The sequence below is a fragment of the Enterococcus sp. AZ035 genome, from assembly GCF_050548325.1.
Taxonomy (GTDB): domain Bacteria; phylum Bacillota; class Bacilli; order Lactobacillales; family Enterococcaceae; genus Enterococcus; species Enterococcus faecalis.
This window is the reverse complement of record NZ_CP172958.1, coordinates 2,048,434-2,064,079: the sequence shown is the minus strand read 5'-3', so window position 1 is coordinate 2,064,079 and position 15,646 is coordinate 2,048,434. Positions and strand designations below refer to the sequence as shown.

Annotated in this window: 12 protein-coding genes and 1 riboswitch; of the genes, 8 read left to right on the top strand and 4 right to left on the bottom strand. The window is 38.3% G+C overall.

Annotation, left to right across the window (positions count from 1 at the left end; genetic code table 11):
• Position 1 precedes the first annotated feature (1 nt).
• The 4 genes from IGL32_RS09815 to IGL32_RS09800 form a co-directional block, all read right to left on the bottom strand.
• A complete protein-coding gene (locus IGL32_RS09815; protein WP_002356582.1) occupies positions 2–976 on the bottom strand; it encodes a nucleoside hydrolase in 975 nt (324 codons plus the stop codon).
• A 77-nt stretch (positions 977–1,053) separates the two neighbouring features.
• A riboswitch (PreQ1 riboswitch) is annotated at positions 1,054–1,098 on the bottom strand.
• Between the two features lie 114 nt (positions 1,099–1,212).
• Complete coding sequence (locus tag IGL32_RS09810; protein ID WP_002356583.1) at positions 1,213–1,905, bottom strand: type 1 glutamine amidotransferase; 693 nt, start codon at positions 1,903–1,905, stop codon at positions 1,213–1,215.
• Entirely contained in the window at positions 1,895–3,247 is a 1,353-nt protein-coding gene (locus IGL32_RS09805) for a Mur ligase family protein (protein WP_002362254.1), read from the bottom strand. Before IGL32_RS09805 ends, IGL32_RS09810 begins: the two co-directional genes overlap by 11 nt.
• 205 nt (positions 3,248–3,452) lie before the next feature.
• Positions 3,453–4,091, bottom strand: coding sequence for a helix-turn-helix transcriptional regulator (locus IGL32_RS09800; RefSeq protein ID WP_002381503.1), 639 nt, complete (start codon positions 4,089–4,091; stop codon positions 3,453–3,455).
• A gap of 403 nt (positions 4,092–4,494) precedes the next feature.
• Between IGL32_RS09800 and ssnA the strand changes: the two genes are divergently transcribed.
• The 8 genes from ssnA (at position 4,495) to IGL32_RS09760 (ending at position 15,613) form a co-directional block, all read left to right on the top strand.
• Complete coding sequence (gene ssnA / locus IGL32_RS09795; RefSeq protein WP_002359625.1) at positions 4,495–5,829, top strand: putative aminohydrolase SsnA; 1,335 nt, start codon at positions 4,495–4,497, stop codon at positions 5,827–5,829.
• A 30-nt stretch (positions 5,830–5,859) separates the two neighbouring features.
• Complete coding sequence (gene ygfK / locus IGL32_RS09790; RefSeq protein WP_002387142.1) at positions 5,860–8,865, top strand: putative selenate reductase subunit YgfK; 3,006 nt, start codon at positions 5,860–5,862, stop codon at positions 8,863–8,865.
• Between the two features lie 29 nt (positions 8,866–8,894).
• Positions 8,895–10,268 carry a dihydropyrimidinase gene (gene hydA / locus IGL32_RS09785; RefSeq protein ID WP_002387141.1) on the top strand — a complete coding sequence of 458 codons (1,374 nt, stop codon included), beginning with the start codon at positions 8,895–8,897 and terminating at the stop codon, positions 10,266–10,268.
• A 23-nt stretch (positions 10,269–10,291) separates the two neighbouring features.
• Positions 10,292–11,485, top strand: a complete 1,194-nt coding sequence (gene dpaL / locus IGL32_RS09780) for a diaminopropionate ammonia-lyase (RefSeq protein WP_156210110.1) — start codon at positions 10,292–10,294, stop codon at positions 11,483–11,485.
• Positions 11,476–12,801: a YgeY family selenium metabolism-linked hydrolase gene (locus IGL32_RS09775; protein ID WP_156210111.1), complete on the top strand. Its 1,326-nt coding sequence runs from the start codon at positions 11,476–11,478 to the stop codon at positions 12,799–12,801. The genes dpaL and IGL32_RS09775 overlap by 10 nt, the downstream gene beginning before the upstream one ends.
• A 38-nt stretch (positions 12,802–12,839) precedes the next feature.
• Positions 12,840–14,033, top strand: coding sequence for a knotted carbamoyltransferase YgeW (ygeW, locus tag IGL32_RS09770; RefSeq protein WP_002367132.1), 1,194 nt, complete (start codon positions 12,840–12,842; stop codon positions 14,031–14,033).
• A 240-nt stretch (positions 14,034–14,273) separates the two neighbouring features.
• Entirely contained in the window at positions 14,274–15,218 is a 945-nt protein-coding gene (gene arcC, locus IGL32_RS09765) for a carbamate kinase (protein WP_002367131.1), read from the top strand.
• Positions 15,219–15,232: 14 nt separating this feature from the next.
• Positions 15,233–15,613: a RidA family protein gene (locus tag IGL32_RS09760; RefSeq protein WP_002362244.1), complete on the top strand. Its 381-nt coding sequence runs from the start codon at positions 15,233–15,235 to the stop codon at positions 15,611–15,613.
• The last annotated feature ends 33 nt before the right edge of the window (positions 15,614–15,646 follow it).

Sequence of the window (15,646 nt, the reverse complement as noted above, 5' to 3'; positions counted from 1 at the left end):
GTTATCCCATCCTTAAATTTTTGAAATCTCTTTCGATCTCATCTATTTGTACATTTAAAAGAATGGATAGAAACTTCACGAAAAACTGTTGACTATCAACCGTAGTCAAGACATGACAATTAGCTGGTTGCTGCTGGAAATGATATTGATCGATCATTGATTGCCCCATAGCAATGCCGTCAGGAACAATTTGTCCGTAACTGGAAAAGCCTTGGCAGAGCGTAGGATCAATAAAATAAGCAACCGCTAAGGGATCGTTGATAACACACCCTAAAATACGTTCATATTTCCAATGAAAATCAAAATAAAATTGAGTAATCTCAGCGAGGTAATTCCCCATTTTGGGGTTGAGTCGTTGACAATAATTGAGAATTGTTGGTGTAAAAACAATTTCTCGTGTGACATCTAAGCCGACCATCTCGATTTTTGCACCTAATTTCTCAAAAACCCAAGCTGCTGCATCAGGATCACACCAATAATTAAATTCTGCAACAGGAGAGCAATTGCCGTGGCTTTTAAAGGTACCACCCATTGAGACAAAACGTTGAAGATTTCGTCCCAGAAGAGGTTCTTTTTTTAAAGCCAACGCAATGTTTGTTAAAGGACCAAGGGCAATGATTGAGCAATCGGTAGCTTGTTGAAAGGTTTGTGCTAAATAGTCAGCAGCGGAAAGCGCTTGTGCTTGGATTTTGCTAGTTCTGGGGAAATATGTTTCACCTAAACCATCCATGCCATGTGTATCTTGTGCACTAACAAATGGCCGTTTTAAAGGGCTAGCAGCCCCTTGGTAGACAGGAATATCTAAGCGATTAACTTTTTCTAAACATTTAAAAACATTTTCCACGCCAATCTCCACAGGGACATTTCCGCAAACAACGGTAATCGCTTGGACATCTAGCTCTGGTGAAGCAAGTGCATACAAGAGAGCAAGCGTGTCATCAATTCCAGGATCACAATCAATAATTACTTTTTGCATTTTTTCCAATCCTCCTTTTTCGTTAACTGCAAATGATAACTCTTGTTAAAAAAGCTATGACTTGAGTTAGTATTGAGAGATACTTAGTTTTTTATTCTGGGAAGTTTCCGAACCAGTCCGAGAAATTCTCGATTTTAAATGCACCTCTTTATCTTACTATATTTTGTAAAGATGTAAATAGTTGTCGGAGAAATGAAAAAGAATCTAGCCCTATATGTAGGAACTAGATTCTTCTTTTATTTATAAAGCGTTTCAGGAATAGCGATCGGTTCACCATATTTTTTCTCTAAAGCGGTCCGAATTAACCGAATCCCTAGATTTTTGTTGCGTGCTAAGATTGGACCGTGGAAGTAGGAGCCAAACACATTTTTATAGACAACGCCTTCGCCATTATCTTGACCGTTATTGCCTTTGCCTTGTTTGACTGTTCCTAAAGGTCGTTCACCTTCGCCTAAAAAAGTCATGCCGTTATGATTCTCAAAACCATAATACGTTTCATCAAATTCTTCATTATAAATTTCAATATCACCAATGAAACGATTGTTGTCTTGGCTCAAAGTGTAATGATCTAACGCACCGATTCCTTTAATTTTTTCGCCTTGTGCGCCGACATAGTAATGTCCTAGAAGTTGATAACCACCACAGATAGCTAACAAGACGCCGTCATTTTCAATATAAGAAGTCAAAGCTTCTTTTTTATTCTGAATGTCTTCTGAGATGATCAATTGCTCGAAGTCTTGACCGCCACCAACAAAGACTAAATCATATTTTTCGGGATCAAACGGTTCGTAGATACTTATAATTTCTGATCGGAAGGTAACGCCCATTTTTTCGGTTAAATATTTAAGCATCAATAAATTTCCGTTATCTCCGTAAGTATTTAATAAGTTGCCATATAAATGACAAACGACTAATTCTTTAGACACCATTCATTCCCCCTTGAATATACCCTTGGGCCGTTAATGATTTTCTTAATTGCAAAACAGCAGTATAGGTTGCCAAAATATAGACATGATCTGTCGGCAACGTTTTAATTTCTGAAATTACTTGCTCCAAATCAGGAATTTCTAGTAATTTTTCTTCAGGAATACCCGCAACTTTTAAACGCAAGGCCATATCTTCATGGCGATCACCGCCAGCAATTACTTTTGGAATGTCCATATCAGCAAAGGCTTCATGATTACCATCCCAAATCCAACTGACATCAATTCCATCTGCATAATTGGCATTTAATAATGAAACCAGCGAGAAAGAGTAAGGGGCTAAGCCCATCATATCAATGACCTGATTTAAACCAACCGGATTTTTTACTAAAACTAACGTACATTCTTTATCGCCAACTTTAATGGTTTCTTGACGCCCAAAAACTTTTTCATCATAAGCTAAACCTGCTCGGATTTTATCTGGTGCCACCTGATAATATTCTGCTACCGCTGTGGCTGCTAGCGCATTATAAACATTGTACATCCCACCAACAGCAATGCCGTATTCTTCGCCATCAATCACAAAATCAGCAGATGTGTTATCCATCCGGACCATTTCCGTTAACTGCACATCCAATTCAGGGCGTTTGAAGCCACAATTTGGGCAATAGTAATCACCTAAATTAGCATACGTAATCATTTTATAATGAAGAATATGATTACATTTTGGACATAAAACCCCATCTGTATTGTAATGAGCCAATTGCTCTTTCGGTGGTAAATGATTAAATCCATAGTATTTGCGAGGATTTACAGTTTCTTTTGAATTAAAAATTGGCGAATCACCATTGCACAAAATAGTTGCTTCAGGAGCAGCAGCGGCGCCTTCCATAATTAAGCGATAGGTCGTATAAATTTCACCATAGCGATCCATTTGGTCGCGGAAAATATTCGTAAAAACAAATAATTTTGGTTGAATATATTTAGTGACGCGGCTTAAACTTGCTTCATCAATTTCTAACACCGCAAATTTCTTTTGTCCTTTTTTCGCCTTGGCATTTAAAAAAGTAGAGACAATTCCTTGCTCCATGTTAGCACCCGTTGGATTTGTTAATACCTCATCAAATTCTTGGCGTAAAATGTTAACAGTTAAAGCAGTTGTCAATGTTTTGCCGTTCGTTCCAGTGACTACGACAATTTCATAGTCTTTTGCCAATGTATCTAAAATTTTAGGATCGATTTTTAGGGCTAATTTCCCTGGGTAGCTACTGCCGCCTTTAAAAAATGTTTGTAAAACCCATTGCGAAGTTTTTCCTGCAGCAATTGCTAAATGACTTCGAATCCCCATTTGTTGTCCCCCAATTTCTATATCTTTAATTTTTCGTTATTTTAAATTAAACTCAATCTATCATACCATAACTAAAATAAAAAATTAATTCCTTTTACTTTTTCTTACTATTATTTAAAAAGTCTTTTAGAAAAAGTAGAATAGTGAAGGAAAAAAGAGAATAGACGACTTGTCTTAACAACAAATCGTCCATCGATTTCCATTTTTATTTCGCATCAATATAACTGTATAGCGTATATTTAGAAATATTGAAGAAGTTAGAAACTTTGTCCCCAGATTTAGTGACTAAGAAGGCGCCTTTATTATTTAAAAATTGAATACACTTGATTTTATCGTCCTTCGTCATTAATGGGACCGGCTTGCCAACTAATTTGACTGATTCATGAATTAAATCGTCTAACAACTCATTAACATCCTGAGGAATGTAATCAGGGTCTTTATCTTCTTCAGGTTCTGCAGTGGAAATCAAAGATTTTAAGTTCGACTCTGCAGCAATCAATGTAGTGATGTCGTAGTTAATAGCAAAAATACCATCGAGTTGACCATTCTCATCTTTAAAATACATTGTACTAGATTTTAAAATACGACCATCATGGGTACGGGTCAGATAGTTAATATGATCATTCAACTCACTGGGATCTTTTTTTAAGGCTTCTAAAACTACTTGAGAAGGTCCATCGCCCAGATGACGAGAAGAGACATGACCATTTTCGATGGAAACAATAGAATTGTTAATATTGTCTTCATTGATTTGGTGGATAACGACTTCGCAGTTTTCCCCAAATTGACCAGCTAAACCTTTAGCAATTTGTGTTAAAAAAGTAAGTTTTTCGTCGGATAACATAAATAAGCTCCTTTCTAATGTGCCTGGCACAAACAGTTTTTATAAGATTGTGTCAAATTTAACATAATATTTTTAAATGGAATAGGCAGGGCTAAATCCTTTAATGTCGCGTACTGCCTGTTCTGAAAAATAATGATAGCATGATAAAAATAATAATACAAGATAACGGCTGTCAAAATTCTAAAAAATATTTTTTAGGTAGCATTGTTTTTTTTAAGGTAAGGTGATATACTTTAATCAAGTTAATGAGTTCGTTAGTAAAAAAATGCAAGCGCTTCAAATGCTTTTCGTAAGGAATGTAGATTAGCAAAGCTAATCAAGCTATATTCGTGAATGATTGAGCGATTGATTTGTAAGCGTTTGCCACTTGTGGGGAATAGGTTGAAAAATAGGAGGAGAATACATGTTATTAATTGGAAATGGGCGTTTAATCACTCGGGATGCGCAGAATCATTTTTTTGAAAATGGGTGTGTGGCGATTGATGGTCAAGTTGTGAAACAAGTCGGAACGACAGAAGAATTAAAACAAGCTTATCCAGAAGCGACATTTATTGATGCTAAAGGTGGAGTGATTATGCCAGGCTTTATTAACATGCACAATCATATTTATAGTACCTTTGCACGTGGGTTAAGTTTAACGAATTATCATCCTAAAAATTTCATGGATATTTTGGTAGATCAATGGTGGCGAATTGATCGTGCCTTGACATTAGAAGACACTTATCAAAGTGGTAAGGTTGCTTATTTAGATAGTATTCGCAACGGCGTTACAACTGTCTTTGATCATCATGCTAGTTACGGAGAAATTACAGGGAGTTTAACCCAATTATCTAATGCAGCGGACGAGTTAGGGATTCGGACCTGCCTTTGTTATGAAGTTTCTGATCGCGATGGTGAGCAGAAAATGCGGGAAGCAGTTCAAGAAAATGCCGCCTTTATTAAAGCCAGTTCCTTAAGAAATGATGATATGCAAAAAGCGATGATGGGGATGCATGCAGCATTTACTTTATCAGATGCTTCTTTAGAATTATGTGCAGCCAATACGCCAGATGGGATTGGTTATCATATTCATATTGCAGAGGATTTAGCCGATGTTCATGATTCTTTGAAAAAATATGGGAAGCCGATTGTGAACCGATTATTTGATTTAGGGATTTTAGGAAAACAGACAATGGCAGGCCATTGCATCCATATTGGACCTCATGAGATGGAATTACTAAGAGATACAGACACAATGGTGGTCACGAATCCAGAGTCGAATATGGGGAATGCGGTCGGTTGCCCACCTGCGATGCGCATGTTTAATGAGTATGGTATTTTGATGGGTCTTGGCACAGATGGTTATACGAATGATGTGACGGAATCCTATAAGGTAGGAAATGTTATCCACAAACATCATTTAGCTGATCCAAATGCGGCTTGGGCAGAAATTCCCACAATGCTGTTTGATAATAATCCGCAAATGGCTAATCGCTATTTTAAAACAAAGCTAGGCGTTTTAGAACCTAATGCAGCAGCAGACGTCATTATTGTTGATTATCATGGCCCGACACCAATGACAAAAGAGAATTATAACATGCACATTTTATTCGGCATGAATGGTGGGATGGTCACTGACACGGTGATTAATGGAGAAATTCGGATGCGTAATCGTGAAGTTCAAGGAATTGATGAAGAGAAAGTTTGGCATGATGCGCAAACGCAAGCACAATCTTTCTGGAAACGAGTAAATCAATAGCTTTCATTATAAATAAAAGGAGTGACGTTAATGAGTGATATTATGCATCCCATCTCAATTGAGGCTTTATTAAATTGGATTTTTAGTGAGTATCAACAAGATGGCACAATTTTTGGCATTCGTAAATTTTATCATGCGGATCCTACAAAAACGATTTCGTTATTTGGAGAAAAAATGGAAACCCCTTGTGGTCCAGCAGCAGGTCCTCATACACAATTAGCACAAAATATTATTGCGGCCTATTTAACAGGTTCTCGTTTTTTTGAAGTTAAGACAGTCCAGATACTGGATGGAGAAGATTTACCTGTGAGTAAACCATGTATCGCAGCAGCAGATGAATGTTACAACGTTGAGTGGTCCACAGAATTGCGCGTTCCCCAAGCTTATGATGAATACGTCAAAGCATGGTTCGTTTTGAAGTTACTTAGTAAAGAGTTCGAGCTAGGTGACCCGAATGGTTTCATTTTTAATATGAGTGTTGGCTATGATTTGGCAGGGATTCAATCACCAAAAATTGATCGTTATATTAACGAAATGCAGAACGCAGAAGGAACGCCGATTTGGGCGGAATGCCAAGCAGCTGCCAAAAAATATCTATCTTATTTTAAAAAAGTAGATGACTTATATATCGAAGCAATTAGTCCTAAAGTCTGTCATTCTATTACGCTGTCGACTTTACACGGTTGTCCATCAGACGAAATTGAACGAATTGCGGCCTATTTATTAAGTGAAAAAGGGCTCCATTCCTTTATTAAATGTAATCCAACCATGTTAGGTTATGAATATGCGCGTCAAACGATGGATGAGCTAGGGTTTGATTATATGGTTTTTGACGATCACCATTTTAAAGAAGATTTACAATTTGAAGAAGCAGTACCGATGTTACAACGTCTGCAATTATTAGCTAATAGTAAAAATCTAAGCTTCGGAGTTAAAATTACGAACACTTTCCCGGTAACGATTGCAGCAAATGAATTACCTGGTGATGAAATGTACATGTCAGGACGTTCGCTATTTCCTCTTAGTATTTCATTGGCACAAAAATTATCAGAAGCATTTGATGGGAAACTACAAATTTCTTATTCTGGCGGTGCAGATATTTTCAATAGTAAAGAAATATTCGATGCTGGGATTTGGCCAATCACTATGGCAACGACTCTGTTGAAACCTGGTGGCTATCAACGAATGAATCAAGTTGCTAATGTATTAAGCGCAGCAGAATATCCTCAGATGGTCCATGTCAACTTGGATAAATTAGCTCAAGTTGTTGAGAAAGCTAAAACACAAGCGCGTTACCAAAAATCAATTAAATTACCAGAAAGTACCAAACTAAGAAAAACAGTTCCGTTAACAGATTGTTATATTGCTCCTTGTCGAAGTGACGGTGGTTGTCCAATCAATCAGGATATTCCTGCTTACCTTCGTTATGTCAGTGAAGGTAATTATTTAAAGGCCTTGCAAGTAATTGTCGATAAGAATCCGTTGCCTTTTATTACTGGAACCATTTGTGCACATCCTTGTATGACTAAATGTACACGTCAATTTTATGAAGAATCTATTCATATTCGGGAAGTGAAGTTAGAAGCAGCTGAACATGCTTATGATGAATTATTGACGACACTAGAAAAGCCACAGCCAAAAGAAAATGCACCTAAAACAGCTGTTGTGGGTGGAGGCCCTGCAGGGATCTCTGCTGGGTATTTATTAGCACGTGAAGGCATGCCTGTTACTGTGTTTGAAAAATCCGAGACAATTGGGGGCGTTTGTAGCCAGATTGTACCAGAATTTCGAATTTCTATGGAATCTGTTCAAAAAGACGTTCAGTTAGCGGAATTTATGGGAGCCGAATTCCGTACAGGACAAGAGGCGCCATCATTGGCGGAATTGAAAAACCAAGGCTATACGAATGTTATTTATGCCATTGGTGCATGGAAACATGGGGTCCTTCGTTTAGAATCTGGTCGAGCATTGAACTCGTTAGAATTTTTAAAAGCAAATCGAGAAAATCCAACGATTAATCCTTACGGAGAACAAATTGTCGTCGTTGGTGGCGGAAATACAGCCATGGACTGTGCTCGTGCAGCCACAACATTACCTGGTGTTAAAAAAGTCTCAGTGGTTTATCGTCGGAATAAACGCAATATGCCAGCAGATGAAGAAGAACTTTATTTAGCTTTAGAAGATGGTGTTGACTTTTTAGAATTACTTTCGCCAATTAAACATGAAAATCAACAATTAACTTGTGAAAAAATGGTCCTAGGTGAACGAGATGCCTCTGGACGCCGTCGACCAATTGGTACAGGAGAAATGATTGATATTCCTGCTGATACAGTGATTGCCGCTGTTGGTGAAAAAGTAGATACAGAATTTTACCAAGCATTAGGCATTCACACAGACAACTATGGGAAAGTCGTTTCAAATCAAGAAACATTGGAAACAAATATACCAGGTGTCTATGTCATTGGTGACGCTAATTTAGGACCAGCCACAATTGTTGAAGCAATCGCTGATGCAACCAAAGCGGCCAATAATATTTGTCTTGTCCACAATCATCACTATGAAAAAGATAATTTAAATAGTGATGTCGCATTTGTTAGAAACAAACGGGGTATCCTTGTGACAGACGAGATGTCTTGTAGTCAAGCTAGTCGTTGCTTAGAATGCTCCACAATTTGTGAATCTTGTATGGATGTCTGTCCAAACCGAGCAAATATTGTTGTGTATGTCGAAGGAAAACCACAAATTGTCCATGTTGATCGGATGTGTAACGAATGTGGCAACTGTGAAACATTTTGCCCTTATGCAAGTGCCCCTTACAAAGACAAATTTACCTTATTTAACAGTGAAGCTGATTTTTATGACAGTACTAATTCAGGTTTCTATGTTCAAAATCCTGTGGATAAAATTTGTTTACTGCGTCTATGGGGAACGGTGTCAACAATTCAATTAACAGATCAAGGATTAGATGTACCAGAAGATTTAATTGCATTAATGGTAACTATGATTGAAGAATATGCTTATTGTATGCAAGCATAAAAGGAAATTTACGACTGGGGGATAAATAAATGTCTATTCTGCTCAAAGGTGGAACCGTCGTATCTGCATATAATCGTCGTCAATTGGATATTCGAATTGACGGCGAGCAAATTGTAGAGATGGGGGCAAATTTACCAGTAGAAAATTCTCAGATTGAGGATGTTACGGGGTGTTATGTATTACCAGGCTTTATTGATGCGCATACGCATCTGGAATTAAATAATGGCAAAGGTTCGTTAAGTACGGCGGATAACTTTACCACTGGAAGCCAAGCGGCGGTGGCCAAAGGTACGACTACGGTTATTGATATGGCTACACCTAATAAAGGCGGCTCATTGAAAGACTGTTTAGCTACTTGGAATCAATTGGCTGAAGGCAAGAGTTCATGTGATTATACTTACCATATGTCCATGATTGAATGGAAACCAACGATAGCTGCTGAAATTCAGGAAATGATTGCTGCAGGTATTACTTCCTTCAAAATGTATATGGCTTATGATAATTTGCGGACCACAGATGCGGAAATTTTTGAAGCGATGAAGGAAATAAAAAAAGTTAATGGAATGTTAGGCGTTCATTGTGAAAATGGTGATTTAGTAGATGAATTAATCCAATCATATGTTTCTCAAGGAAAGCTAACCCCGCACTATCATCCGTTATCAAGACCGGCGGCTGTTGAAGCAGAAGCGGTAGCAAGATATTTGATGATAGCGGAAATGGCTGATTTGCCGGTTAATATTGTGCATTTAAGCACAAAACGATCATTAGAAGCGGTGGAACGGGCTCGTCAAAGAGGACAATCAGTCTATGTAGAAACTTGCCCTCAATATCTTTTACTAGATGATCACTTGTATGATGCGCCTAATTTTGAAGCAGCAAAATATGTCTGCTCACCGCCACTACGCAAACGAGAGGATCAACGGGCTTTGTGGCAAGGGATTAAAGAGGGGGCAATCAATACAATATCGACAGATCACTGCAGTTTTAATTTTTACGGACAAAAAACAGTTGGCAAAGATGATTTTAGTAAAATTCCCAATGGGATGCCAGGTGTTGAAACGAGACCAGAATTAATTTACACGGAAGGTGTGGCGAAGGGCCGAATCACCTTGGAAAAAATGGTTGCTCTGCTTTCTGAAAATATTGCTAAACAATTCTCGATGTATCCACAAAAAGGTGTGGTGCAAGAAGGCAGTGATGCCGATTTAGTTGTTTGGGATCCCAGAACAACCGGCGTGATTGCTGCGAGAACGCAGTTACAAAATGTCGATTATACGCCGTATGAAGGATTTGAAACACAAGGACAGGCTCGAATGGTTTATTTAAGAGGTCAAAAAGTTGCTGAAGCTGGGCAAGTCATCTTGGCAAATCAAGGAAAATTTGTTTTTCGTAAAGCAACTTAAAAATAGAAGGAGGAGAAGTATTTTTGGAAAAAATTAAATGGACAGCAAATGAAATGCCGAAGACGGAGGATAAGTACTTACCTCTGATGTCTAAAGAAAAAATTGAGAAAGCTTTGGCTTTTCACAAAAGTTTTCCACAGTATTCAGAAACACCATTAGCAGAATTGAATCATATGGCCGCGTATCTGGGGTTAAATGATTTCTTTGTTAAAGATGAATCTTATCGCTTTGGTTTAAATGCTTTTAAAGTATTAGGTGGTTCGTTTGCCATGGCTAACTATATTGCCGAAAAATTAAAGAAAGATGTTTCGGAACTAACATATGATGAATTAACTTCTGATCAATTACGATCAGCTTTTGGACAAGCTACGTTTTTTACAGCAACTGATGGCAACCATGGACGAGGAGTCGCTTGGGCTGCGAATAAATTAGGCCAAAAATCAGTTGTACTCATGCCGAAGGGTTCAACACAGACGAGAAAAGAAAATATTGAAAAAGAAGGCGCAACCGTCACAATCGAAGAAGTTAATTACGATGAATGTGTACGAATGGCTAATAAAATGGCCGAAGAAACTGAAAACGGTGTCATGGTTCAAGACACCGCTTGGGACGGATATGAAAAAATTCCGACTTGGATTATGCAAGGATACGGAACGATGGCGTTAGAAGCCTCTCAACAATTAAGAAAGTTTGGCTCTGAACGACCTAGTCATGTTTTTGTTCAAGCTGGTGTCGGCAGTTTAGCTGGTGCAGTGATTGGTTATTTTGCTAATGCTTTTCCAGAAAACCCACCGATTATGGTCGTAGTTGAGGCACAGGCGGCTGACTGTTTATATCAATCAGCAATTAAAAAAGACGGAGAAATTCGCTTTGTCGATGGTGATTTACAGACAATTATGGCTGGCTTAGCATGTGGAGAACCTAATACGATTTCTTTTGATATTCTAAAAAATCATACATCCTTCTTTGTTTCAGCGCCAGATTGGGTTTCTAAAAAAGGAATGCGTATGTTGGGCACGCCATTAAAAGGGGATCCGCAAGTTGTATCAGGCGAATCTGGGGCAGTAGCAATGGGCTTAGTAGCTACAGTGATGCAAGATCCCGACTATCAAGAATTACGTGAGGCATTGCAACTGGATGAGACGTCAAACGTTTTAATGTTTTCTACCGAAGGGGACACTGATCCAGACAATTATAAAAAAATTTTATGGAGGTAAAAGGAATGGATTTTAATGCAGTAAATGCAGCAGCAGAAGGTTACAGAGAAGATATGGTCAAATTTTTAAGAGACCTTGTCAAAATTCCAGGAGAAAGTGCAGAAGAAGGCAACAAAATTGCGCGAGCAAAAGCCGAAATGGAAAAATTAGGTTTCGATAAAATTGACATTGATCCTCAAGGGAATTTACTTGGTTATATGGGGTCTGGTGAAAAATTAATTGCTTTTGATGGGCACATGGATACTGTCGGAATTGGTGAAATGAGTAACTGGAAATTTGATCCTTACGATGGTTATGAAACAGAAACTGAGATCGGTGGTCGCGGTACATCTGACCAAGAAGGCGGGATTGTTTCGGCTATTTATGGCGCTAAAATCATGAAAGATTTAGGTCTATTATCAGAAAAATATACTGCTTTAGTAACAGTTACTGTCCAAGAAGAAGACTGTGACGGCTTATGCTGGCAGTACATTATCAAAGAAGACGGTATCCGTCCAGAATTTGTTGTTTCAACAGAGCCAACAGATGGTGGGATTTATCGTGGTCAACGAGGCCGAATGGAAATTAAAGTTGATGTCAAAGGCGTTTCGTGTCATGGCTCAGCACCAGAACGTGGAGATAATGCCATTTACAAAATGGCGGATATCTTACAAGATGTTCGTGCCTTAAACAACAATGGAGATACAGAAAGCACAGCGATTCGTGGTTTAGTTCGTATGTTAGATCCTAAGTACAATCCAGAGTGGCAAGAAGCCCGTTTCTTAGGTCGTGGTACGGTGACTGTTTCGCAAATTTTCCATTCTTCACCAAGTCGGTGTGCTGTTGCGGATGGCTGTACCGTTTCACTAGACCGTCGAATGACTGCTGGAGAAACTTGGGAAAGTTGTTTAGAAGAAATTCGCAATTTACCAGCTGTTAAAAAATATGGAGATGATGTGACGGTTTCAATGTACAACTATGATCGTCCTTCTTATACGGATTTAACTTATGAAATTGAATGTTATTTCCCAACGTGGGTCATTCCAGAAAATCATGATGTAACAAAAGCCTTGATGAAAACGCATAAAAATCTCTATGGAGAAACACGGAAAGGCTCTGTAGAAACAGTGGAAATGCGTGAAGAACGCCCATTGTTAGATAAGTGGACCTTCTCAACAAATGGCGTTTCAATTATGGGACGTAATGGCATTCCTTGTATTGGTTTCGGGCCAGGGGCCGAAGCACAAGCACATGCACCAAATGAAAAAACTTGGAAAGATGATTTGGTTCGTTGTGCAGCCGTTTATGCGGCATTACCAACGGTCTATTGTGGTTAAGTAAAGGATTATTAGACAAGAAAAAAGGAGCAGATGGAATGGAAACGTTTAAAGAATATATTGAGAAATTAGATAAATTAGAATTTGAAAAAATGTACGAAAATGACTTTTTCCTAACTTGGGAAAAAACAAGAGATGAATTAGAAGCTGTTTTCACAGTTGCCGATACATTACGCTATTTAAGAGAAAATAATATTTCAACTAAAATCTTTGATAGTGGCTTGGGGATTTCTTTATTCCGAGACAACTCTACAAGAACACGTTTTAGTTTCGCTTCAGCGTGTAATCTTTTGGGCTTAGAAGTTCAAGATTTAGACGAAGGAAAAAGTCAAATTTCTCACGGAGAAACTGTTCGTGAGACAGCAAACATGATTTCTTTTATGGCTGATATCATTGGTATTCGTGATGACATGTATATTGGTAAAGGCAATGCTTACATGCACGAAGTATCAGAATCTGTCCAAGAAGGATATAAAGATGGGGTATTAGAACAACGCCCAACGTTAGTGAATTTACAATGTGATATTGACCATCCGACGCAAGCAATGGCGGATACGTTGCATTTAATTCATGAATTTGGTGGTATTGAAAACCTGAAAGGGAAAAAAGTTGCCATGACTTGGGCGTATTCACCATCTTATGGAAAACCATTATCTGTTCCTCAAGGAATTGTTGGTCTAATGACCCGTTTAGGAATGGATGTCGTCTTAGCACATCCAGAAGGTTATGAAATTATGCCAGAAGTAGAAGAAGTTGCGAAGAAAAATGCGGCAGAATTTGGTGGAAACTTTACTAAAACGAATAGTATGGCAGAAGCATTCAAAGATGCGGATGTTGTTTATCCGAAAAGCTGGGCACCTTTTGCGGCAATGGAAAAGCGAACTGAATTATATGGCAATGGTGACCAAGCAGGAATTGATCAATTAGAACAAGAATTACTTTCTCAAAATAAAAAGCACAAAGATTGGGAATGTACAGAAGAATTGATGAAAACAACAAAAGACGGCAAAGCTTTGTATATGCATTGTCTACCAGCTGATATTACTGGCGTTAGTTGTGAAGAAGGCGAAGTGGAAGCTTCTGTTTTCGATCGTTATCGGGTCGAACTTTACAAAGAAGCTAGCTACAAACCGTATGTTATTGCGGCTATGATTTTCTTAAGTAAAGTAAAAAATCCGCAAAAAACCTTAACAGACTTAGCGGATAAAGCGACACCAAGAGAAGTAAAATAATGAATTTGGCATGAAGACAGATGCTTTTTCTTTACACAATGAATCATTAGAAGTTGCCTCTTCAACATGAACAAATAAGACCTTCCCAAGTCTATTCATGAATGTGTGATTGTCTCGAGTCAAGAACGCTTAGTCATGTGCGTTGACTTCATGCAACGACAACAGACAGTTAATACGAAAACTCGTTGTGAAAAAGAAAAAGCATCGTCCTTTTTATAAAACAGAAAATGAGGTGAAGCAATGGGCAAACGCGTCGTAGTAGCTTTAGGTGGCAATGCTTTAGGAAATAATTTGACGGAGCAGATGACTGCCGTAAAACAGACTTCCAAAGCGATTGCAGATTTGATTGAAGCAGGATATGAAGTTATTTTATCTCATGGCAATGGTCCTCAAGTAGGGATGATTCAATTAGCTATGGAAGAATTTTCCTTTAATAATCCACAATATCCAGTTGTTCCGTTATCCATGTGCGTAGCCATGAGTCAAAGTTACATTGGCTATGATTTAGAGAATGCGCTACAAGAAGAGTTGCGTCAACGAAATATAAGTAAAGCCGTCACCACCGTAGTCACTCAAGTGGTCGTGGATGAAAATGATCCGGCGTTCAAAAAACCAACGAAACCAATTGGTCGCTTCATGACAAAAGAAGAAGCAGAACAATTAGTCAAAGAAAAAAATATACAAGTGATGGAAGATGCTGGCCGTGGTTATCGCCAAGTCGTCGCTTCTCCTAAACCAAAAAATATTGTCGAACTTCTCACGATTCAAACATTGGTTGATGCTGGCCAAACAGTCATTGCTGGCGGCGGTGGTGGCATCCCAGTCATTCAAGAAGGGAACCGACTAAAAGGTGTAAATGCAGTCATCGACAAAGATTTTTGTAGTGAACGACTGGCTGAACAAGTGGATGCTGATCTGCTCGTGATTTTAACAGCAGTTGAAAAAGTTTGTATTAATTTTGGTAAAGAAAATCAAGAAGCCTTAGGGAATGTTTCAACAGAAAAAATGAAACAATATGCGCAAGAAGGTCAGTTTGCTCCAGGTTCAATGTTACCAAAAGTTGAAGCAGCGATTAAGTTTGCTGAATCTAAGCCAGGTCGAAAAACATTGATTACGTTATTAGAAAAAGCCAAAGAAGGATTATCTGGAAAAACAGGGACTTTAATTGAAAATAAAGAATCATAGAATGGAGGAAAACGATGACAAACAAAATGATTAATTCTGCACAGGCACCAGCTGCTGTAGGGCCTTATTCACATTCTGTCTTAGCGGGAAATACGTTGTACATTTCTGGACAACTAGGATTAGATCCGCAATCGGGCGAAATGAAGACTACAGTGGAAGAACAAGCAAAACAAGCTTTTATCAATTTAGGTTCGATTTTAAAAGAGGTCGAGATGACCTATGATAATGTTGTGAAAACAACGGTGTTTTTACAACATATGTCTGATTTTAGCAAAATTAACGAAATCTATGGGAATTACTTTTCAGAAGTTTTGCCTGCACGTTCTTGTGTAGAAGTAGCCAAGTTGCCAAAAGATGGTTTATTTGAAATTGAAGCAGTTGCTGTCAAAGGATAATTTTTAAGATGTTTCTGAGGGAAAAAGGATTGC

Bases quoted from the DNA above. Each gene is read 5' to 3' on its own strand.
- IGL32_RS09815 (WP_002356582.1), bottom strand. From the start codon at position 976: ATGCAAAAAGTAATTATTGATTGTGATCCTGGAATTGATGACACGCTT.
- IGL32_RS09810 (WP_002356583.1), bottom strand. From the start codon at position 1,905: ATGGTGTCTAAAGAATTAGTCGTTTGTCATTTATATGGCAACTTATTA.
- IGL32_RS09805 (WP_002362254.1), bottom strand. From the start codon at position 3,247: ATGGGGATTCGAAGTCATTTAGCAATTGCTGCAGGAAAAACTTCGCAA.
- IGL32_RS09800 (WP_002381503.1), bottom strand. From the start codon at position 4,091: ATGTTATCCGACGAAAAACTTACTTTTTTAACACAAATTGCTAAAGGT.
- ssnA (WP_002359625.1), top strand. From the start codon at position 4,495: ATGTTATTAATTGGAAATGGGCGTTTAATCACTCGGGATGCGCAGAAT.
- ygfK (WP_002387142.1), top strand. From the start codon at position 5,860: ATGAGTGATATTATGCATCCCATCTCAATTGAGGCTTTATTAAATTGG.
- hydA (WP_002387141.1), top strand. From the start codon at position 8,895: ATGTCTATTCTGCTCAAAGGTGGAACCGTCGTATCTGCATATAATCGT.
- IGL32_RS09775 (WP_156210111.1), top strand. From the start codon at position 11,476: ATGGAGGTAAAAGGAATGGATTTTAATGCAGTAAATGCAGCAGCAGAA.
- ygeW (WP_002367132.1), top strand. From the start codon at position 12,840: ATGGAAACGTTTAAAGAATATATTGAGAAATTAGATAAATTAGAATTT.
- arcC (WP_002367131.1), top strand. From the start codon at position 14,274: ATGGGCAAACGCGTCGTAGTAGCTTTAGGTGGCAATGCTTTAGGAAAT.
- IGL32_RS09760 (WP_002362244.1), top strand. From the start codon at position 15,233: ATGACAAACAAAATGATTAATTCTGCACAGGCACCAGCTGCTGTAGGG.